Below are 20,262 nucleotides of genomic sequence, written 5' to 3'. Positions count from 1 at the left end.
TCTGCCGTCCTGCGGTTCGGACGAGGGCGTCCCGTCGGGCCTGCTTGTGGTCGTTATCGTTGCCGGTGGTGAGCATGCGGATTACTTGGGCGACGTCGAACCGGCAGGCCGCCAAGACGGTGACCGCGTACATCAGATGGGCGGGCTCGGTGTCGGCGGACAGGTGATCGCCTGTTGCGCGGACGCAAGGGCGGTGACCTTGTCGCGTGCGGGGTGGTTTTGGTTTCACACGGGGGTTCCTGGCAAGCGCGGAGGTCCAGATCGCGTCCTCGGGCACGTCCAGCCCGGTGCGGCCGAGCCGGGCCCGCAGGTCGCGCGGGGTGTAGATCGAGTTGTTGGTCAGCACCAGGAACCGGATGTCGTTGGCGCGCAGTTCGGCGAGGAACTCGTCGGCGCCGGGCACCAGGTGCTCCTCGTGCACCAGCACCCCGTCCATATCCGTCAGGTAGGTCCACATGTGTTCGATCCTGTCGGCGGCGTGTTTCTGGAAAGTGAAATTGGCAGCCGGGCGTGAGGTGCTTCACCGAAAGACGTAACTGGATTGTCTGAATGCGACCGGAAAACTGTTCTGCCGGTTGTTTGGCGAGTGAAGTCTACGCTCTAGTAGATGTGAAAGAGCTTCGAATTGTCGTTCTGTCGGCCGGGGTGAGAAGTACCACTCCACCGACTCCGTGTCTGGCGGCTAATTTCGATGGAAAGCATGACGGAAGGCAAAGGGGGCGCAGTGACCGTTGTCGTGGTATCGGGTGCGGCCGGGTTGGGCAAGACCACGGTCGGCACCGCACTCGCCGCGGAACTCGGAGTGAAATACGCCGAAGCGGACGAATTTCATTCAAAGGTCAACATTGCGAAAATGAGTGCCGGAATTCCGCTGACGGACGAGGACCGCTGGCCGTGGCTGCACGCGATCACGGACTGGATCCGCGCGTATCAGGAAGGCGGAGGAATTGTGGCTTCCTCCGCGCTCAAGCGGAGATATCGAGATGTACTCCGGCGCGGGGGCCGGTCTGGTTTCTGCATCTGAGCGGAAGTCGTGAACTCATTGAGCTTGTTGGAGCGTGACGCGGTCGTCGTGTGTGGCGGTGGGTGTTTCCTTAGCATGATGCCGAAGGGGTGGCTTCGCCTATTCCAGGGGATGTCCGGTTCCGTACGTGGCCAGGAAGGTGTGTGTTGCGGCGTCGGCGATTGCTTGCAGTTCTTGGTCGGGGATAGGCCGGGTGCCCAGTCGGGATCGGGCGTCCCACGGGCCGGTGAGCAGGGCGAGGAATTGCTCGGCGGCCAGGTCCGGGTTCTCGGTGCTGAGGTGCCCGGCGAGGGAAAGGCGGGCGAATCGGTCAGCCAGCGCGTGCTGGACCTGGTTGGCACAGTCCAGGGCGGCCAGCAGTTCGGGGTGCCGGGACAGTTCGGTGTGGAGCAGTCGGCGCAGCGCAATGGATTCGGGGGCCGCGTGCATGCGCAGCAGGTGGATGGCGGTGTCACGCAGGTGGCCGGTGTCGGCGAGTCGCGTCACCACGGCCACCCCCGCGGCGTGCACGCGGTCGGCGGCGGCGGTCACGGCGTGGCGGAACAGGGTGGCCTTGTCGTTGAGGTGGTTGTAGACGGTGGGCTTGGCGACCCCGGCCTCAGCGGCAATCGCCTGCACGCATGCCTGCGCGTAGCCCTCGCGGGCGAACACGGTGAACGCGGCGACCAGGATGGCCTGCCGCTTGTCAATCCGTCCCCGTGACCGGGCGGTATCCACCCCTGCTGTGCTCACAGCGATGATCCTAACCTTGCCCTGTTGGTCTACCACTCAGTTCAATAGAATGAACCCATGAGTTCAAGAACGCTGGTGGTTTCGGGAGGCACGGACGGGATCGGGCGGGCGCTGGGGCTGGCGTACCTGCGCCGCGGCGAGCAGGTCGCGATCATCGGCCGGAACACCGCGAAAGGTGATTCGTTCCTCGCCGAAGCCGACATGGTGGGCGCCGCTGGCCGGGCGCATGTCATCACCGCCGATCTGAGCCTGGTCGCCGGGGCCAGGGCGGCGATAGCGGCGGTGCGGGAGCGGTTCGACCGGGTGGACGCGCTGGTGTTGGGCGCGCGGCATGTCAGCTCGCACCGGCAGGTCACCGCCGAGGGCTTCGAGCTGACCTTCGCCCTGTACTACCTGAGCCGGTTCCTGCTCAGCCACGAGTTGGCCGACCTGCTGGACGCCGCGCCCCACCCGGTCGTCGCGAACGTGTCCGGGCCCGGCGAGACCCGCGGCGACCCACGGTGGGACGACCTCAACCTGGCCAGGGGCTACACCCTGACGGCCGCACTGTCCCACGGGGGTCGGCTCAACGACCTGCTCGCCGTCGGCTGGGGCATGCGCCATCCCATGGCGAGAACGCGGTACGTGCTGGTGCATCCGGGGGTGGTCGCGACCAGCTTCTCCGGGACCTACGACCCGCGCACAGCCGCCGTAATCGACCAGCTGCGGAGCACGGGCGCCCCGGTCGCGGAGGCGATTCAGCCGATCGCCCGGCTGCTGGACGACCCACCCGTGGCACCGGTCAGTGCCTGGGCCCAGGGCAGTTCGCTTCCGCTGACCAGGGACGCCTTCGACCCGGCCGCGGCGCGGCGGCTGTACGACATCACCATGGAATTGTTGCAGGGGGAAAAGTGACGGTGTCCCAGGAGAAGCTGCAGGAACTCCTTGACTCGCCGGTGTTCGCCACCGTCGCGACGATCCAGCCCGACGGCAGCACTCAGCAGTCGGTGGTGTGGATCCTGCGGGACCGCCAGGACGTGCGATTCATGATGGCCGTCGGCAGCCGCAAGGAACGCAACATCCGCCGCGACCCGCGAATCAGCGTCCTGGTCAGCCCACCCGACGCGCCCTACACCTACGCGGTCCTGCACGGGGCCGTAGTGCTCGAGACCGAGGGCCGGTTCCAACTGCGGGACGAACTATCCAAGAAATACATCGGTGTGCCCTACGCCCAGCACATCAAGCAAACACCCGAAGCCGGACACGACCCCCGAGACATCATCGCCGCCAGGCTCACCCCGCACCGAATCGTCGGCCGGCTATGACCCACCACACGGGCACACAACAGCCGACGTCCACACATGCCGCGTAAGCACACTCAACTGCCGAGAAGTGGGCACTGCGAGTAAGCGGTTCACTGACGTTTAACGGTACCCAGCCGCTTCGACTGTTACAGCCCCATCTGAGGGCAACGACGTGGCCGTCGTCGGTGATGGCGACGATTCTGCGACCGTCGAGCTGCGGAAAGAGCCAACGGGCGGGGCGGGTCGAAATCGCTGTGGTGAAGCATTCACGCAGGTGATCCGGATCGGGACCGTCGCTTGACCAAGGGGTGTCTGACCGACCTGCGGTGCAGGCTGTGCTTCACAGCATCGTTGCCGCCCAACCGGGCAGGTTTGGCTGTTGTGGAGCCAGTTCAGGTATTCGAAAAATCGTTCCACATAGGACGTCGATGCCGGCGCCGCGGCAATGGTGTCCGCGTACTGTCGCACATGCTGGTAACGGTCGATTCTGTCGTGTTAGTACGCCGCCAACGGGGCCCGGTTCCCCCGGACGGGCAGAAATTTACGACACCGGTCGATGCGGCGAAGGGGTGCGCTGGAGCGTGCGCTGCCGAGGCGGGCGGGCGATGATGAGAGCGACGCTGGCCGCCCGGTGGTGCGTCTCACGCGTCGCATGGACTCGCCTGAGCGCGTCCTTGGCTTGGTGGGCCACGGTCTCGGGCACGCCGAGCTGCACCAGGTTGCGCACCCGGTCGGCGGCAACGCCGAGCTCGTCACCATGGTGATCCCGGGCCATCCGGGTCAACAGGACCACCGCCGCTTGCAGAACTTCCGGCCCAGCCGGATCCATCTGCCCCGGCGGAAGCAGTTCCTCAACAACCTCGGCCAGCGCTTTCGCCGAAACCCGATCGAAGCTGGCCATGTTGTTGTCCTCGACCACGGTCTCCACCCTGCGCACGAGAACCCGCTTCGGAGAAGTACCCGTCCGAGTGTCCCTCAGAATTCACCGGATGCGGTGAGGTCCCAGGCAGTCAGGGTTTTCGCCGCGGAGAGCCCAGCCGGATCGCCTTCGGCGACTTGTGGGTATGCGGGTCGGCGGCTACTGCGGCTTCAGGACGTGGCAGAAGTCGCCGTACATCAGGACGACAAATCGGTACTGATGGCATCGCGAATTCAACTGTTGCGAGTTTTCCAGAACTGCCGTCAGAGTCCCTCCATTCGCGAGATCGTGAAGTTCTCACGCTCCCGGCCGCGGCCTTCCGACACTGCCAGGGTCTGGGGAGTTGTCCCCGGGCCCGGGTCTGCGTAGGCAAATTCGGTTGGCTATGGCCGGTGGATCCTGGACACTGCTGCGGTGTTCTCCAGTGCTGATGTGGCAGCTCTGTACGACCTGATGAACCCGTGGGACTCCGCTCGACCCGAGGTCGTCTTCTGTACCGAGCACGTCATGGCGGCCGATGCCGTGCTGGATCTGGGTTGCGGCACCGGGAGCATGCTGCACCACGCCCGCGACCTTGGCCACACCGGCCGTCTGGTTGGGCTTGACCCGGATCCGAGCATGTTGGACCGAGCCCGGCGCCGCACCGACATCGAGTGGGTCCACGGAGTCGCCGCCGACGCTGGTTGGCGCGAAGAGTTCGACCTGGCCACGATGACCAGCAACGCCTTCCAGTGCCTGGTTACCGACGACGAACTGCGCGCCTCCCTGACCGCGATCCGCACCGCTCTGCGCGATGGGGGTCGCTTCGTCTTCGGCACCCGCCACCCGCAGGCCCACGCGTGGGATGACTGGAATCCATCGAACGCCTTTGACGTCGAAGACGCCACAGGGCGCAAACTACGCATGTGGCACGACGTGGAGTCCGTCGCCGCCGGCGTCATCACGCTCACCGAGACCACCACCGAGCGCGACGGCACGGTCCTCCGCGTCGACCGGGCAAGCCTGCGCTTCCTCGACGTTCCGACACTGGCGAGATTTCTGACCGAGGCCGGGTTCACCATCGAGGACCAGTACGGCGATTGGCACCGGGGACCCATCACGAACACCAGCCGGGAGATCATCACGGTCGCCCGCAGAACCTGATCACCCATCGCAGACGGTCCACGCCGCCGGCGACCCGCCGCGACGGTGCGTCCGGCGCTTCAGCAGGTGCTCAACGCCATCACCGATGCGCCGGCTTGGATTTGCAACGGCCGTTATGACGTGCTGGCCATGAATCAACTTGCCCGCGCGCTGTATCCACCGGTGCTGGCCGACACGCGACGGCCGGCGAACACCGCGCGGTTCGTGTATCTGGATCCCGAAGCGGCAAAAACGTTCTTCGTCGACTATGACCGAATCGCCTGCGATGTGGCCGCGAAGCTACGCATGGAAGCCGGCCGCAATCCGCACGACGAGGAGCTGATCGCCCTAGTCGGTGAATTAGCAACAAGCAGTGAACTGTTTCGGCAGCGGTGGGCATCTCAGGACGTTCGGCTCCACCGGTCCGGACGCAAGCGTGTGCACCATCCGGTAGTGGGCCGGCTCGACCTGGACGTCGAGTCGATGGATCTGCCTGCCGAACCCGGGCTGCTCCTGAACGTCTACACCGCGCCCGCCGGCACGGCGACCGCGGACGGTCTAGCCCTATTGGCGTCGTGGGCGGCTAGCCAGGAGAGGCCAGCGACCGAGATTCAAGCACTCAGCTGAGTCAGCGCTGAACGATCGGCGAGAGCGTCGGACCCACGTCGATCACGAGGCAAAGCCACCGTGATCTTCACCGGCCTCTGCTACGCACAGTGACCGGATCACAAAACTTGGGCCAGAGCGGTGGGAAGCACGTCCACCACCGCAGGGGGTTCAGCTTGCCAGGTTGGGCGGCTGCCCGGGATGCGGCTCAGACGACGATCACCCGGCGCCCGCGGCTGTGACCGGCCTGGCTGTCGATGTGCGCCGCCGCGGCGTCGGCGAGCGGGTAGGACTTCTCGACCGGGATGTGGAGCTTTCCCCGCGCGATGAGGCAGGAGGCTTCGGCGAGCGCTTCCGGCACGCTCCCGGCCACGCCGGAGAATCGGACACCGAGCTCCGGCGCACCGAGATCGGCGATGGAGACCACCTTCTGCGGATCCCCGGTCAGCTCGACGAGCTCGCGGAGCACGCCCGCACCGGCCAGATCGAGAGCCGCGTCGACGTGGCCGAGCTGCCGCACCCGCTCGACCCAGCCCTCGCCGTAGGTCGTGGCGAGGGCACCCAGGCTGCGCAGATAGTCCTGGTTCGCGGCCCCAGCCGTGCCGATCACCGTGATGCCGCGGTCGCGGGCGACCTGCAGCACCGCCGAGCCGACTCCGCCGGACGCACCGCTGACCAGCAGCGTCTGCCCGGACCGCACATCGACCTCGCGGAGGACGCGCAACGCGGTCTCCACCACGGAGGGGTACCCGGCCGCCTCTTCGAACGTCAGGCCCTCGGGCATCCGGGCCCAGGCCGTCAGCACGGCGAACTCGGCATAGGTGCTCGAGCCTTCGCCGAACACGCGGTCGCCGACCGCGACCCCTTCAACGCCCTGACCGACCTCGTCCACCACCCCGGAGGCGTCCAGCCCGACTCCGGCGGGCAACTCGATCGGATGGGCCTGCCGGAACTGGCCTTCCCGGATCCTCCAGTCGACGGGGTTCACACCAGCCGCCCGCACGGCGATGCGCACCTGACCGGGGCCCGCGTGAGGCTCGTCGGTGTCGGCCAGGTGCAGGACGTCCGGGCCGCCGAACTCGGCGAAGCTGACCCGCTTCATGCGATCGGCGCGGTGGTGAGCATCCAGTGGCTGAATGCGGCGTATCGTTGCGCGGATTCTGTTGGGCCGCCGGCATTCGCGACTTCGTCCGCCAGCTTCCGCACCTGCTCGAAGCGATGCATGCGCAACTGTTCGTAGCTGGTGAGCGCCTCGCGCAGGGTCGACGTGGTCGCGAGCGCGTTGCGGAGCACGCCCACGTCCTCGATGCCCAGGGTGCCGCCGGCGGCGATGTGCGGCGAAAGTCCGTGGGCGGCATCGCCGATCAGCGCGACGCGGGGGCTTGTCCAGCGCGGCAGGGGCGGCACGAGCATGATCTGGTTCTCCAGGATGCTCTCTTCCGGGGTGGCGGCGATCATGCCCAGCAGGTCCTCGTGCCAACCGTCTTCGGCGAGGTGGCGAGCGCGTTCGAGTGCGCGGTCGCGCTTGCTGCCGGTGAGTGTTCCGGCCTCGAATTGATTGACGAACCACATGGTCTCCCTCGCGGTGATGCGGGAATACCCACCGCGGGTGCGCTCTCGCCCGATGGTGAGCACAGTCCCGTCGAGCCGCTCGTCGCCCGCTGGGACCACGGCACGCCAAGCGACGTTGCCCGCATGTGGTTGGGCCTCGCTGCCGGGCAGCAGCTGTGCACGCACCTGGGAATAGACGCCGTCGGCGCCGATGAGCAGGTCCCCGTGCACGCTCTCCCCGCTGTCGAGGTGCACCACGACCTCGTCCTCGGTCTCGGTGTAGCCATTCACCCGCGCGCCAAGGGTGATCCGGCTCCGGCCGACGGCGTCGGCCAGCACGGCATTGAGCTGTGGACGGGGCACGAGCAGATACCGATAGGCGGAGTCGTCATAGCCCGCGGACCGCATCGCGCGGCCGGCGGGGTCGAAGAACCAGGCGTCGATCTCGTGCCCCATCGACCGGACCACGGTGCCGATCCCGCACCGGTCGAACTCGCGAAGCGCGTTGGGCCACAGGCCGATCCCCGCCCCGGCGGCCCGAATCTCCGGGGCCTGCTCGAGAACCGTGACCTGATGTCCGTCGCGGCGCAGCGACGCCGCGGCAGTAAGCCCGACCAGGCCGCCTCCGGCGATGATCGCTCGCATAACCCTGCTCGATCTCTTCATACCGCCGACCATAACACTACCTGTTAGTGTTTTAGAACAGTTGCGGCTCTGTATCTGGTAGTGTTAGCGCATGCCCGTGCCGACCGGACGCCGTGAGCGCAAGAAGGCCGCGACCCGCCAGAAGATCGCCGACACCGCCCTGCGCCTCTTCCTGGAACGCGGGTACGACGCGGTGGGCATCCGCGACGTGGCCGCCGAGGCCGACGTGGCCGTCACCACGCTCTTCTCCCACTTCGCCTCGAAAGAGGCCCTGGTGTTCGAGCAAGATCAAGACTTCGAGCAACGTCTCGCCCGAGCGGTCACCGACCGGGCACCGCACGAGCCACTCATCCCGGCCCTGCGCCGGGAGATCCAGGCCCTGGTACGACACTGCGCGGCAGAGGATGCCGCCCCGATCTGGCGCATGATCGACGCCTCACCCGCCCTGCGTCAGTACGAAGTGTCGATGCGGCTGCGCCACGCGGAGTCACTGGCAGCGGCCATCGCCGCCGATCCCGACCAGGCGCAGACCACAACGGCCTGCCGGACGATCGCGAGGTTCGTGATCGACGCCCATTCACTGGCCCGCGAGGCGGCCGATCCGGAGGCCGCGGTGGACGAGATCTTCCGGATGATCGAAGCGGCCTGGAACGTCTAAACACACGCACCCACCCCAAGGGCTACATCGCCGTCGACGGCGGCCCGCACCCCCAATCCGCGCAAGGCGGCCGAGGGGTTCCGGCTGCGCGTGCTGACGATCGACGTTGAGGCGGCTGCGGTGGTGCGGCGGATCTTCGCCGAGTGCTCAACCAGGACGGGATTCCGTGCCCTTCCTGGTACCGGCCCGAGCAGAACCGGCACCGGCACGTCGTCCGGTTCCGTCGCGCGGAGCCGGACCGGATCGTGCGCTCACGGCGGCGTTCGACTACTTCCGGATCGATCGTCCGTGAGGAACGCGCGTACCGCGTCCGCCTCGGGAAGGCCGAGTGCGGTGTAGAGGCCCAGCGCGGCTTCGGCGTGGCGACGGGCTTCGGCGGGCTCGCCGAGTTCGCGGTGCGCGCGGGCGAGGCCGTGGCAGGCGATGGCTTGGGCTTGCCGGTAGCCGATCTCGCAGGAGAGGGTTTCGGCTTGCCGGTAGTGTTTCCGCGCCTCATCCGGATCGTCGGTGACCAGGGCGAGCTCGCCCAACTGGTTGAGCACCTCCACCTCAAGGCTGTGCGAGCCGTCCCGCGCATCGGGGAGCGCGTGCTGGAAGCATTTGCGGGCTTCCGCGAAGCGACCGGTTTCCTGGTGCAGAGCTCCGAGACTTGTCAGAATGATCGCGCCGAGGGACCAGTTTTGCAGTTCCCGCACGATGGCGAGGCCCGCGTGCAGGTGCTCCGCGGCCATCTCGTAGTGACCCAGTTTGCGGTGGAGGTCGCCGAGATTGTTCAGGGCCGTGCCCTCATGGGACCGGTGCCCGGCGCGCCGGGCCGTCGCGAGCGCGTGTTCGTAGTGTTTGATCGCCTGGTCGTACTGGCCGAGCTGATCGTGGATGATGCCGAGGCTCGCGCTCACTGAGGTTTCCCCCGCGAGCCCGCCGGTTCCCCGGAATAGTGCGAGGGCCTTGTGGCTGTCGGCGAGCGCCTCGGCGTAGCGGCCCAAGCGGACAAGGGTGAAGCCGCGGCAGCCGAGGGCGTGGCCTTCGCCTTCGGTGCCGCGGGCGGCGTCGAGTGCGATGGTGTGCAGGGTGAGTGCGTCGTGGTAGTGCGCGTTCCAATCGAGGTAGCGGAACAGTGTGATGGACAGGTGCCACGCGTGGCGGCGCCAGCCGTGGGCCGCCGCGTGGGCGGCCACCGCCAGCAGGGTGGAACGTTCGGTGTCCAGCCAGGCACGTGCGTCGCGGAAATCGGCGAATTCGATCGGCGGACCGGTGGGCTCGGGGATCGGCGGGCGGCGGTAGGGCTCGTGTGGCGACAAGTGGTCCGCGGCGACGGAGGCGGCGTAGCGGTAGTAGTCGAACAGTCGGGTGAGTGCGACTGTTTTGTCCGCAGTGGTTGGGAGTTCGGTGGCGTAGAGCCGGACGAGGTCGTGCATCCGGTACCGGCCGGGGACGTACTGGCGTACCAGGTGTGCGGATTCCAGTTCTCGCAGCACCGTGCGGGTGCGGGGGAGTGGCAGGTCGAGGAGGGCGGCGGTCGCGGGCAGGCCGATGTCGGTGCCGGGGGCCAGGGCGAGCAGGCCGAACGCGGTGGCCGTTTCGTGGGCCAGGGCGTGCACGGATGCGGCGAATACCGCGCGGAGGTCGGCGGGTAGTTCGCCGGCGTCGAGGGCGTCGAGCCGGGTGTCGCGAAGTTCGGTGGCCAGTGCGGTGAGCGGGAATTCGGGGTGCGCGGCCGCGCGGGCGGCGATGATGCCCAGGGCCAGGGGGAGGCCCGCACAGTGCCGGGAGATCTCGCCGACCGCTTCGGGTTCGGCCGCGACGCGGGAGGCGCCGAGGTGGCGGATGAGCAGGTTGCGTGCCTGGATATTGTCGAGGACGTCCAGTGGCAGCGGGCGGGCGCCGTGTGTGGTGAGCAGGCCGCCGAGCCGGTGGCGGCTGGTGATCAGCACGGTGCCGCCGCCCGGCAGCAGCGGGGTCACCTGGGCGGTGTCGCGGGCGTTGTCCAGGACGACCAGTAGCCGCCGGTCGGCCATCAGGCTGCGGTACAGGCCTGCTTGGGCGTCCAGGTCGGCCGGGATCCCGGCGGGCGGCACGCCGAGCGCGTCGAGGAAACCGCGGATCGCCGCGGACGGGGACAGCGGGCGTTCCACCGGATCGAATCCGCGCAGGTTCACATACAGCTGCCCGTCGGGGAATTCGTCGGCGTGGTCGTGTGCCCAGCGCAGGGCCAGCCAGGTCTTGCCGATCCCGCCGCCGCCGCTCACCACGGAGATGGGGGTTGTGCTGTCGAGGGCGGCGAGTTCGGCGGTCCGGCCGGTGAACGAGGGCGGCATCGCGGGCAGCTGGCGCGGCACGACCCGGCCCGGCAGGCTCGCCGGTGTTTCGATCGCGGGGTCGGCGGTCAGGATGCGTTCGTGCAGCCGCCGCAGTGGCGGGCTCGGGTCGGTGCCCAGTTCCTCGGCCAGCCGGGTGCGGATCTGCTCGTAGTGCGTGAGGGCCTCGGCTTGGCGGCCGGACCGGTACAGCGCGAGTATCAGCTGGCCCGCCAGGCGTTCGTCCAAACGCGACTCTTCCGCGCGGGCGGACAGATCGGTGAGCAGTTCCGCGTGCTGGCCGAGCCGGAGCCGGACGTCGTTGCGGTCGAGTTCGGCCTCCCGGCGCCGCCGGTTCAGGGTGTCGCGCAGCGCGACCAGCCACGGGGTGTCCCCCTCGGCCAGGGGCTGCCCGCGCCAGAGGGCCAGGGCCTGGTCGAACAGCTCCAGCGCCCGCCGGTCGTCCGTGCTCGCCCGGGCCCGCGTCACTCCATCGGAGAATCGGTGCAGGTCCACGGTCGCCGGGTCCGCGGTGAGCGCGTAGCCGCCGGGTTGTTTGCGCACGGTGACCGTGTCGAGGTCGGCGAGCGCGCTCCGGAGCCGGGACAGGTGGCCGTAGAGCGCGTCGCGGGGTCGCCGGGGCAGCCGTTCGCCCCAGATCCGGTCGGCGAGTTCGTCGAGTGGCACCGGGCGGTTGAGGTCGGCGAGCAGGGCGAGCAGCACGGCCCGTTCCCGGGTGTGCCCGATCCGCACCGGATGCCCGTCGACGAGCAGCTCGAGCTCGCCGAGCAGCCGGAATTCGACCTCCATGACGCCTCCCCCGAAGCTTTGCCGAAGGTTCTCACACGGTCGGGCCCCCACGGTGGTTTCGGCAACGGAATTACTCCAGGGGAGGAACACCAGATGGGACTGCTGGACGTGGAGGCCGCCCACCACATGGCGCGGGAACGCCGGGAACAAGCGACCACCGAAACCGACCGCCACGCCGAACAGAAGCCCGACTTCAGTACCCAATATCGCTCTCTATTCGGCGTGAGCGGGCTCTGGCGCGTGGCTTCTGATGAGAGTCGGTCAGGAGGTGGTCGGTGAGGTGGGTTGTTCGTCGTGACGTTGCCTTTGCGCGTCGGGACCGGTCCCGTCCTGGGGCGGTAGGTTTGGCCTTCGGTCGCGTGGCCGCTGGGAAAGGTAGTGGACTTCTGGCTACGATCGGTACTTCCTGCAGGAGCGATGCGGGTGACGTGCTCGGCTAGCGCCACGCGGGCTTTTCGATCAGCCCGGGTACGCCGCCAGCGATTCGGAGTAGATGCTGGTCGCCGCGTGGTGGATCGGCGCTGGGGAGAAGCGTGTCGTTCAAGTACTACCTCTACGTCAGCGACGCCAAGATCGACATGCTCTTGTCGCAGATCGATCCGGGAGCCAGCCAGAAACGAGGGACCGAGCTCGGCGTCGACCTCAAGATGCTGAAGGTCAAGCGGGTGTCCGAACCGGGTGCGGGCGACCGTATCGCGCGACTCGAACTCGTCGTGCGTCATCTGCTGGACCATGGCGACGTCGGTTCGGTGGCGGAACCGGGACAGTTCTTCTGGGGGCTGCTCCCGATGCGATGGGGACCGTTTCCGGCCGAGACCGGCTCGTCGCTGGTGTTCTTCGGCGGGTCGGCCGACGGAACGACCGTGGGCCTGGGCGGTTCCGTCAAGCACGTGTTCGGGTCGGTGCCCGACCTCGCCGAACACGGCATCGGCCGCTCGCTGATGCCTTCGATGCTGGACGCGCTCGGTGCGTCCGCCGAACTTGAGGACGAGTACGTCGCCGACGCGGTGGACGGCGATTTCGACCGCGCCGACGGTGTCGCGCTCGCCAAGGTGCACAAGGCCGTGACGAGTCTGCGCGGGCCTGCCCAGAACGTCGAGTTCGTGGCGAAACGCCTGCTTCATGGCGATGATCCGAGCTCGGGAGGGTCCGTGCTGCTCGGCTCGCCGATCTATGTCGCGCTGGTGGACTGAATCGGTATGGACGCCGGACGCAGGTGGCAGGTGGGCGAGGTCGTTCTCGACCTGTACGAGGTCCGGGAAGTGGTCCGCAGCGGGGGCATGGGGCTGGTCTACCGGATGTACCACCGCGGCTGGAATGTCGAGCTCGCCGTCAAGACGCCACGTCCGGCGCTGCTCCGATCGCCGGGGAGCCGGTCGGACTTCGAGCGAGAAGCCGAATCCTGGGTCGCACTGGGCCTGCACCCGCACACGGTGAACTGCGCGTACGTGCGTAGGGTCGGCGACCTCCCGGCGGTGTTCGCCGAATGGGTCGATGGGGGCGACCTCGCCGACGAGGTACGCACCGGGCACTTGTACGAGGGCGGACCGCGGCGAGCGCTAAGCCGGATTTTGGATGTCGCCGTCCAACTCGCCTGGGGCCTCGGCCACGCGCACGCACACGGGCTGGTGCACCAGGACATGAAACCGGCCAATGCCATGATCACCCGAGCGGGCACGGCCAAGGTAACGGACTTCGGGCTGGCCAGGGCACGCGCCGCCGCTGGCGGGGACGGTGGCGGCGCTACCGGAGCCAGCCTGGCGGCCAGCTACGGGGGACTGACCCCGGCGTACTGCTCACCCGAGCAGGCACGTGGCGCGCGCCTGACCAGTGCCACGGATGTCTGGTCATGGGCACTGACGGTGCTCGAAATGTTCACCGGCGGCCCGCCGGCCACCCACGGCCAGGACGCGGCCGAAGCTCTTGCGGCAGCCGTGCGCCAAGGACCACCGCACGATCGTGTTCCCGCGTTGCCGGACGCACTGGCCGATCTGCTGCGCCGCTGCTTCCAGCCGGAGCCGTCCGCCCGACCGGCACGGATGGACGAGCTGGCTGACACCCTGATCGAGATCTACCCGGACCTGCTCGACGAGACCTATCCACGCGAACGTGCCGAACCTGCCGACCTGATCGCGGACAGCCTGTCCAATCAGGCACTGTCCATGATGGACCTCGGCCACGCCGAGCAGGCGGAGACGTTGTGGGATCAGGCATTGCGGGCCGACCCGCAGCATGTCCACGCGATCTACAACCGGGGGCTGCTCCGGTGGCGTGCCGGAAGGATCACCGACGCGCAACTCGTGGCCAAACTCGAAGTGGCCCGCGCCCACGAGCTGACCGAACAGTTGCTCACCCAGGTACAGCTGGAACGCGGTGCGGCGACCTCTCGATGGGAGGTGGTGGGCGAGGACGAGGGCGCGTTCTTCCGGGATGACGCGGCCGCGTTGAGTGCCAGCGGCAAGCTGGCCGCGGTGGTGACCACCGAATACTCCGAGAACGCCGAGCGGTGGGAAGATTCCGTCACGGTATGGGACGTCGAAGCCCGGCGCCTCCTTGTCGATCGGGGTGCCCACGCCGGGAAGATCACGGCGGTCGTGTTCACCTCCGATGACCGGCTGATGATCTCGGCGAGCGAGGACCGGACGGTACTGGTGTGGGATGTGTCGACTGGCCGGCGACTGCACCGGCTCGACCACGCGAGTGACGTCAGATCGGTGGCCGTGGCGGGCAACGGTGGCCTGGTGGTGTCGGCCGCGCTGGACGGGGCGTTGCTGGTCTGGGATCTGCGCACGGGACAGCCGCGGCGGACCTTGCGTCCGGGGCGCCCTGGCACTCGGCACCTCTGGTCGTCGGTGGCCGTGACCGAGGACGGCGGCACCGTCATCACCTCGGACTACACCACCCACACGCTGCAGGTTTGGGAGACCGCGACCGGGCGCCTGGTGCGTTCGACAACCCTCGCCGCGGACAACCTGAACACGGCAACCGGCATGCGGCAACTGCTGTTCACGGCGCTGGTCCAGGTGGCGCCATCGCGCGATGGCAGGTTCGCCCTGACTTACCAGGAAGACCAGATCGCGCTCCGCGACACCGCGACCGGCCAGTTGGTGCGTGCCATCGTCTCCGACGCCAACTGGCACGAGGCAGCGCTGAGCGGGAACGGGCGATGGGCACTGTCCTGGGGGCTTGGCGGCGTGCAGTTGTGGGACATGGAAACGGGCCGCTGCTTGCACACCTTGCGACCGCACACACCCCAGCGGGTGTGTTTCGCGCTGAGCGCCGACGGCAGCCGCAGCCTGCTGTGTTCCAGCCGCACCGCCGCCGTCTGGGACCTGTCGGGTCCCGGCCCGGCGGCATCGTGGAGCTATGCCCGGCCACGCACCGCCGTCGAGCTCACCGAAGGCGATGATCTGGTCAGCCGCGCGATCGAACGCGCGCGCGGTTACGCGCAGGATGGTCGGCTCGCCGATGCCGCCGCGACCCTGCGGGAGGCCCGCGGAGTCCCCGGTCACGAGCGTGATCGGGAACTGCTGGACCAGTGGGCCGATCTGGGCCGCCATGGCCGGCGAAGCCGCCTGCGCGACGCCTGGCTGGTACAGGAATTCGAGACCGGCGATGTCCACGCGCTCGACGCCCCGTTCGCGCTCAGTGCCGATGGCCGCCAGGCACTGATCCGGTCCGCGTTCTGGTCGGTGGACGCGGTGGACCCGATCGCCGGCGTGCGCCGACACAGACTGGCCTGGAACGGCGACGCCATCCGGGACTTCGCGCTGAGCCGGGACGGCCTGTTCGCGGTCACGGCGGGAGAAGACAAGGCGGTCCGCGTGTGGGACCTGGTGGACGGGCAGTGCCGGCACGTGCTCACCGGGCATCGGCGCGAGGCTCTGGCCGTCGCGATCAGCGCGACCGGCGGCTTGATCGCGTCGGGCGGTGTGGACGGCACCGTGCGGGTGTGGCAGTCGGCACGGGGCCGCCGGTTGCGGTCGATGCGACCGCATCGTCGGCGTATCACCTCCATCGCGTTGAGCGCGGATGGACGGTTCGTGCTCACGTCCGACCACGCCGGTGACATCTGCGTGCGCGACATCGTGGCGAATCAATGCCGTCATGTGTTGCCGGGCACCGACCAGGGAGTTGGCCTGGTGGCGCTCGGGCCGGACAGTCGTACGACACTGTCCCCGAGCGCCGACGGCAAGACGCTGCGCGTCACCGATCTGGCGACCGGAGAGCTCCGGCACGTCCTGCCAGGACACCCGGAAAAGATCATCTCGGTCGCCATCGGCGCCGACAGCACGATGGGGTTCTCTGGGGGATATGACAGCACGGTACGCGTATGGGATCTGGTGGCGGGGGAGTGCGCGACTGTCCTGACCGGCCATTCCGACTCGGTCTGGTCGCTCGCACCGAGCGGTGACGGCCGTGTCCTGCTTTCCGCGGCCAAGGACGGCACGATTCGCATCTGGGACCTGGCCGACGGCCACTGTCTGGGCACGCTGGACAGCCGCACCCGTGCCGCCACCTTCCTGGCGGTCGATGCCGACGCCCGCATCGTGCTGTCGGGCGGCAGCCTGGGCCAGGACCTGATACGTGTCTGGGAACTCGACTGGGACTACGAATTCGACAGCGCGGGAGGAGGTAACGCCCGATGATTCTCGCCTGCGGCGGATGGGCATGCCAACGCTTCATCTCACAGTCCGATATTCGTGGCGGAAACCCGGTGGCACGTCAGGACCAGGAGCACTTCTCGAGCCGATTCCAGGTGTGCGCCGACTGCCGCAAGAACTTCTGTGATCGATGCGTTCCGTTCACACTTCTGCGCAGGACGCGCTGCCCGCTGTGCGGGGGCCGGCTGGTCGACGGTCAGCGGGCGGACCGGGTGTGGGGGACTCCGCTGCCTGGCTTCGTGCTGTACCACAACAAAGGCATCGAGCTGAGTGAGTCCGGGCAGTTCCGCGCCGCACTTGTCGAATTCGACGAAGCGGCGCGCCGCCGCCCTGAATATCGATCCGCGCACTTCCACCGGGGCGTCCTACTCGCTCGCGTGGGACGAGATCAGGAAGCTCTGCGCGCTTTCCAGCGAGTGATACAGCTCGACCCGCGGAATATCGCCGCCCGGTTCGAACTCGGCAAGATGCTCCGGCAACTGGGGAAACCGGCGGAGGCTGTCCGCGCTTACGATCGTGTTCTCCGGCTGGAGCCGCGCTACGCCATCGCGTTGACGCACAAGGCAATCGCCCTCACTGATCTCGGCCACCACGACGAGGCGTTGGCCGCGTGTGACACCGCGCTGCGGCTGCACGCGACAAACGAGGCGGTGGAAGGCACAGCCCATGTCGCCGGCACGGCATACGCCGCACAGACCGCCGTGTTCCTGAAACTCGGCCAGTACGACGACGCGCTGGCGGCCATCGACAACTCACTACAGTACGAACCCGACAACGCGGATTCCTATGTTGTGCGGGCGAGAATCCTCGACGAACTCGGGCGCGAAGCGGAGGCGCGTCGGGACCGGCGGCAGGCCGAGAGACTTCGCGATTCTCAGCCAGGATAGTTTTCGCCTACTGGCGGAAACGGCATCTGGAAACCCCTGAACCGGTCGTGCATGGGTGGGTTGATCTCCCGGGGAATCATGGTCAGCGGTTGCGCGCCCTGTTCACCGAACCACTTCTGGCCGTCATCCCGGGGAGACGCGTGACAGAAGTGGCGGATGACCGGGCACAGCCATGCGATCTCGGCCCGTTGCGCCGCATGCACCACAAGCCACCTGTCCGGGTGATCCACTACCGCGCCCGGGTGTTGCGCGGTAGTGGATTTCCGCGGGTCTCGGTCAGGACACGGCGAGCCCGCCGTCGACACGGACCGCGACGAGTTGCGAGGTTCTCCTGGGTCGGTGAGGTTGGTTGTGGATGATCGGGTGGAGGTGCGCGACATGGCCCACGGAGTGTCGTTCGCCGGGCAGGGCATGACGGTTACCGGCCCGGACGGAACGGTGTTCGAGAACGTCGACCTCGAGGTGGAACCGGCATCGCTGGCCGTGGTCGCGGGTGAATCGGGCAGCGGGCGGACCTCGCTGCTGCTGGCGCTCAGTGGGCGGCTGTCCCTGACCGCGGGGCGGCTGGAAGTGGGCGGGCACCGCCTCCCCGCCCAAGCCGCCACCGTGCGGAGGTTGGTCGCTCCAGCGCGGCTTCGCCCCGGAGTGGAACTGGAACCGCGGCTGCGCGTTCGCGAGGTCATAACCGAGACCCTGGTGGTCGCCGGGGCCAACCGGCAGGCCATCGGTCGCTCCTGCGCGCTGGTGGGCCTGCATCCCGAAGGCGGTGAGCTCGTCGAGCGGTTGCCGCCGGTGGAGCAGTTGCTGCTCGCGGTGGCACTGGCGGTGGCCGGGCGGCCGGGCGCGCTGGTCGTCGACGACGTGGACACCGGGCTGTCCCCGGAAAGCCGGGAACGTGCCTGGCAGGCGCTGCACACGGTCACCGAAACGGGGGTCACGGTGGTGGCGACCGCCACCGAGGCGCCTGCGTGGGCACCGGTGGCCCTGGATCTCCGGCGGAGCGGCTCGCCACCCGAACTCGCCTTCTTCGACGGACTTCCCGAGCAGCCCCAAGAGGACCGATGAAGGCGTTGCGGCTGGCCGGGCTGGAGTTGCGGCGGTTCCGCGGACCGGCGTTGCGCAGGCTCGTGCCGGTCGTCCTGGTGCTGATCCCGCTGCTCTACGGCGGCCTGTACCTGTGGTCGAACTGGGATCCTTACGGTCGGCTCGACCGGGTTCCGGTGGCGGTGGTCAACGAGGACCAGCCGGTGGACAGCCAGGGTCAGCACATCGACGCGGGCAACCAGTTCGTGCAGCAGCTCAAGGCCGCCGACATCTTCGCCTGGCGGTTCGTCGACCGCGCGGAGGCGCGTGAGGGCCTGGAGCAGGGCCGGTACTACTTCACCCTCGAGGTGCCCGCGGACTTCAGCGCCAAGCTGGCCACCGCGACCGAACCCGACCCGCAGCGCGCCGGGCTGACGATCACCAAGAACGACGCGAACGGCTACATCGCCGGGGTCATGGCGGACACCGCGAAATCCGAGCTGCAGAACCAGATCAACGCCGCGACCCACGCCGCGTACGCGAAGGCGATCTACGGCGAGGTGGACGACATCCGGGAGAAGCTCGAACTCACCGCGGAAGGAACCCGCCAGCTCGTCGACGGGACCGCGCTGGCCGAGCAGGGCACGGCGGGGCTGACCACCGGGCTCTCCGGGGTGCGCGCCGGCACCGGGCAGATTTCCGCCGGCGCCAGGACCGTGGCCGACGCCACCGCCCAGTTGGACGCGGCCGCCACCGAGGCCACCAACCAGGTGGCCAACCGGCTGCCGGAGGCGGTGAACGGGCTGGTCAACGGGAGCGCGGTGGTGTCGGGCGGGTTGGGCACCATCAAGGCCGGAACCGGGTTGGTCGCCGAGCACGCGGGCTCCGCGGCCAGCGCGCTCGACGCACTCGGCGGGGCACACCCCGATCTGCGCGACGACCCGCTGTACCGGCACGCGGCCGACGCCGCGCACAAGGTCGCCGCGGCCACCGGACGTGTCGACGGCGACGCGCAACGAGCGCTGGACACCGCCAACGACGCACATCAACACGCGCTCGCCCTGCAGCGGAACACCGGAATGCTCCAGGAACGCATCCGGGCGATCAGCACCCCCGTTACCACGCTGCGCACCGGCGCCACCCAGGTCGCCACCGGCACCGACGGTGTCGGCGGTGGTCTGGATACGCTGGTCTCCAGCAGCCAGGTGCTGAACACCGGCGCCGGGCAGTTGTCCGGCGGCGCGCACCGGCTGGACGGGCTGGTGAACGACGCGCTGCACCGGATCCCGCCGACCAATCCGGCGCAGGTCGCCCGCGCGGCCGATGTTCTCGGTTCCCCGACCGACCTCCACGTCGGCAACCTCAACCCGGCCGGAGTCTACGGACGCGGGCTGGCGCCGTTCTTCTTCTCCATCGCGCTGTGGGTGTTCGGCCTGTTCGCTTACCTGCTGCTCAGACCGATCAACCAGCGCGCGCTGGCCGGGTCCACGAACGCGGTCACCATCGCGATCGCCGGGTGGCTCCCGGCCGCCGCGCTGGGTGTGCTCGGCGGCCTGGTGTTGTTCGGCGTGGTGGACCTCGGGCTCGGGCTGCACCCGGTGCACCTGTGGTCCACGCTCGGGCTGCTCGCCCTGGCCGCCGGCGCGTTCGTCGCGATCGACCAGTTCCTGCGTGCCACGCTGGCCGCGGTCGGCGACGTGCTGTCCTTGGTCCTGCTGATCGTGCAGCTCACCGCATGCGGCGGTCTGTATCCGCTGCAAACCACGCCCGAACCGTTCCAGGCGATCCATCCCCTGCTGCCGATGAGCTACCTGGTCGACGCGTTGCGGGTGACGATTTCCGGCGGTGACACCGCCCACCTGCTGCGCGACGTCGCGGTTCTGGCCGGGTTCCTGGTCGCGTTCCTGAGCCTGACCGCACTGGCCGTGTGGCGCCAGCGGACCTGGTCGATCGCGCGGTTGCACCCGCAGATCGAACTCTAGCTTCGCCGGAATCAGCAGTGCGGCGGTGCTCGCGAATCATGAACCGTCCCGAGTTCGGG

The 20,262-nt window shown here is 68.4% G+C and carries 15 protein-coding genes and 3 pseudogenes; 12 read left to right on the top strand and 6 right to left on the bottom strand.

What is annotated here, in order from left to right:
* Positions 1-241 precede the first annotated feature (241 nt).
* Positions 242-457, bottom strand: a pseudogene (locus FXO23_RS33095) (HAD-IIA family hydrolase); the annotation flags it as partial.
* 267 nt (positions 458-724) lie between these two features.
* Between FXO23_RS33095 and FXO23_RS33090 the strand changes: the two are divergent.
* Positions 725-1,044 (top strand): annotated as a pseudogene (locus FXO23_RS33090) (gluconokinase); the annotation flags it as partial.
* Positions 1,045-1,123: 79 nt separating this feature from the next.
* Here FXO23_RS33090 and FXO23_RS33085 read toward each other — a convergent pair.
* The gene (locus FXO23_RS33085; protein WP_246258173.1) at positions 1,124-1,756 is read right to left on the bottom strand and encodes a TetR/AcrR family transcriptional regulator; all 633 of its coding nucleotides are present in this window, start codon (positions 1,754-1,756) and stop codon (positions 1,124-1,126) included.
* Between the two features lie 57 nt (positions 1,757-1,813).
* On the opposite strand from FXO23_RS33085, the gene FXO23_RS33080 reads away from it, so the two are divergent.
* Both FXO23_RS33080 and FXO23_RS33075 read left to right on the top strand, forming a co-directional pair.
* Positions 1,814-2,650 carry an SDR family NAD(P)-dependent oxidoreductase gene (locus tag FXO23_RS33080; RefSeq protein ID WP_158889536.1) on the top strand — a complete coding sequence of 279 codons (837 nt, stop codon included), beginning with the start codon at positions 1,814-1,816 and terminating at the stop codon, positions 2,648-2,650.
* Positions 2,647-3,060 (top strand): PPOX class F420-dependent oxidoreductase, encoded by a 414-nt coding sequence (locus FXO23_RS33075; protein WP_158889534.1) that lies wholly within the window; start codon positions 2,647-2,649, stop codon positions 3,058-3,060. The genes FXO23_RS33080 and FXO23_RS33075 overlap by 4 nt, the downstream gene beginning before the upstream one ends.
* Before the next feature lie 520 nt (positions 3,061-3,580).
* Here FXO23_RS33075 and FXO23_RS33070 read toward each other — a convergent pair.
* Positions 3,581-3,958, bottom strand: coding sequence for a hypothetical protein (locus tag FXO23_RS33070; protein ID WP_158889532.1), 378 nt, complete (start codon positions 3,956-3,958; stop codon positions 3,581-3,583).
* 414 nt (positions 3,959-4,372) lie between these two features.
* On the opposite strand from FXO23_RS33070, the gene FXO23_RS52745 reads away from it, so the two are divergent.
* Complete coding sequence (locus FXO23_RS52745; protein ID WP_158889530.1) at positions 4,373-5,101, top strand: class I SAM-dependent methyltransferase; 729 nt, start codon at positions 4,373-4,375, stop codon at positions 5,099-5,101.
* Between the two features lie 15 nt (positions 5,102-5,116).
* Positions 5,117-5,707, top strand: a pseudogene (locus FXO23_RS33060) (MmyB family transcriptional regulator); the annotation flags it as partial.
* A gap of 187 nt (positions 5,708-5,894) precedes the next feature.
* On the opposite strand, the gene FXO23_RS33055 reads toward FXO23_RS33060, so the two are convergent.
* On the bottom strand, positions 5,895-6,788 hold the full coding sequence (locus FXO23_RS33055; RefSeq protein WP_158889528.1) for an NADP-dependent oxidoreductase: 894 nt from the start codon (positions 6,786-6,788) through the stop codon (positions 5,895-5,897).
* A complete protein-coding gene (locus FXO23_RS33050) occupies positions 6,785-7,882 on the bottom strand; it encodes an FAD-dependent oxidoreductase (protein ID WP_158889526.1) in 1,098 nt (365 codons plus the stop codon). The genes FXO23_RS33055 and FXO23_RS33050 overlap by 4 nt, the downstream gene beginning before the upstream one ends.
* Positions 7,883-7,973: 91 nt before the next feature.
* Between FXO23_RS33050 and FXO23_RS33045 the strand changes: the two genes are divergently transcribed.
* Entirely contained in the window at positions 7,974-8,540 is a 567-nt protein-coding gene (locus FXO23_RS33045) for a TetR/AcrR family transcriptional regulator (RefSeq protein WP_158889524.1), read from the top strand.
* Between the two features lie 251 nt (positions 8,541-8,791).
* Here FXO23_RS33045 and FXO23_RS33035 read toward each other — a convergent pair whose 3' ends face one another.
* Positions 8,792-11,647, bottom strand: a complete 2,856-nt coding sequence (locus FXO23_RS33035; protein ID WP_158889522.1) for an AfsR/SARP family transcriptional regulator — start codon at positions 11,645-11,647, stop codon at positions 8,792-8,794.
* A 93-nt stretch (positions 11,648-11,740) separates the two neighbouring features.
* Between FXO23_RS33035 and FXO23_RS33030 the strand changes: the two genes are divergently transcribed.
* The 6 genes from FXO23_RS33030 (at position 11,741) to FXO23_RS33005 (ending at position 20,203) form a co-directional block, all read left to right on the top strand.
* Positions 11,741-11,926, top strand: a complete 186-nt coding sequence (locus FXO23_RS33030) for a hypothetical protein (RefSeq protein ID WP_158889520.1) — start codon at positions 11,741-11,743, stop codon at positions 11,924-11,926.
* 254 nt (positions 11,927-12,180) lie between these two features.
* Positions 12,181-12,840 (top strand): DUF7019 family protein, encoded by a 660-nt coding sequence (locus FXO23_RS33025; protein WP_158889518.1) that lies wholly within the window; start codon positions 12,181-12,183, stop codon positions 12,838-12,840.
* 30 nt (positions 12,841-12,870) lie between these two features.
* Positions 12,871-16,296, top strand: a complete 3,426-nt coding sequence (locus FXO23_RS33020; protein WP_158889516.1) for a protein kinase — start codon at positions 12,871-12,873, stop codon at positions 16,294-16,296.
* Positions 16,293-17,198 (top strand): tetratricopeptide repeat protein, encoded by a 906-nt coding sequence (locus tag FXO23_RS33015; RefSeq protein WP_158889514.1) that lies wholly within the window; start codon positions 16,293-16,295, stop codon positions 17,196-17,198. The genes FXO23_RS33020 and FXO23_RS33015 overlap by 4 nt, the downstream gene beginning before the upstream one ends.
* 378 nt (positions 17,199-17,576) lie before the next feature.
* Positions 17,577-18,263 carry an ATP-binding cassette domain-containing protein gene (locus FXO23_RS33010; RefSeq protein WP_158889512.1) on the top strand — a complete coding sequence of 229 codons (687 nt, stop codon included), beginning with the start codon at positions 17,577-17,579 and terminating at the stop codon, positions 18,261-18,263.
* Positions 18,260-20,203 (top strand): YhgE/Pip family protein, encoded by a 1,944-nt coding sequence (locus tag FXO23_RS33005; RefSeq protein WP_158889510.1) that lies wholly within the window; start codon positions 18,260-18,262, stop codon positions 20,201-20,203. Before FXO23_RS33010 ends, FXO23_RS33005 begins: the two co-directional genes overlap by 4 nt.
* The last annotated feature ends 59 nt before the right edge of the window (positions 20,204-20,262 follow it).

This window comes from Amycolatopsis anabasis (assembly GCF_009765355.1).
Taxonomy (GTDB): Bacteria; Actinomycetota; Actinomycetes; order Mycobacteriales; family Pseudonocardiaceae; genus Amycolatopsis; species Amycolatopsis anabasis.
Note: the sequence above shows the minus strand (reverse complement) of the source record. Positions and strands in the feature narration are given on the sequence as shown.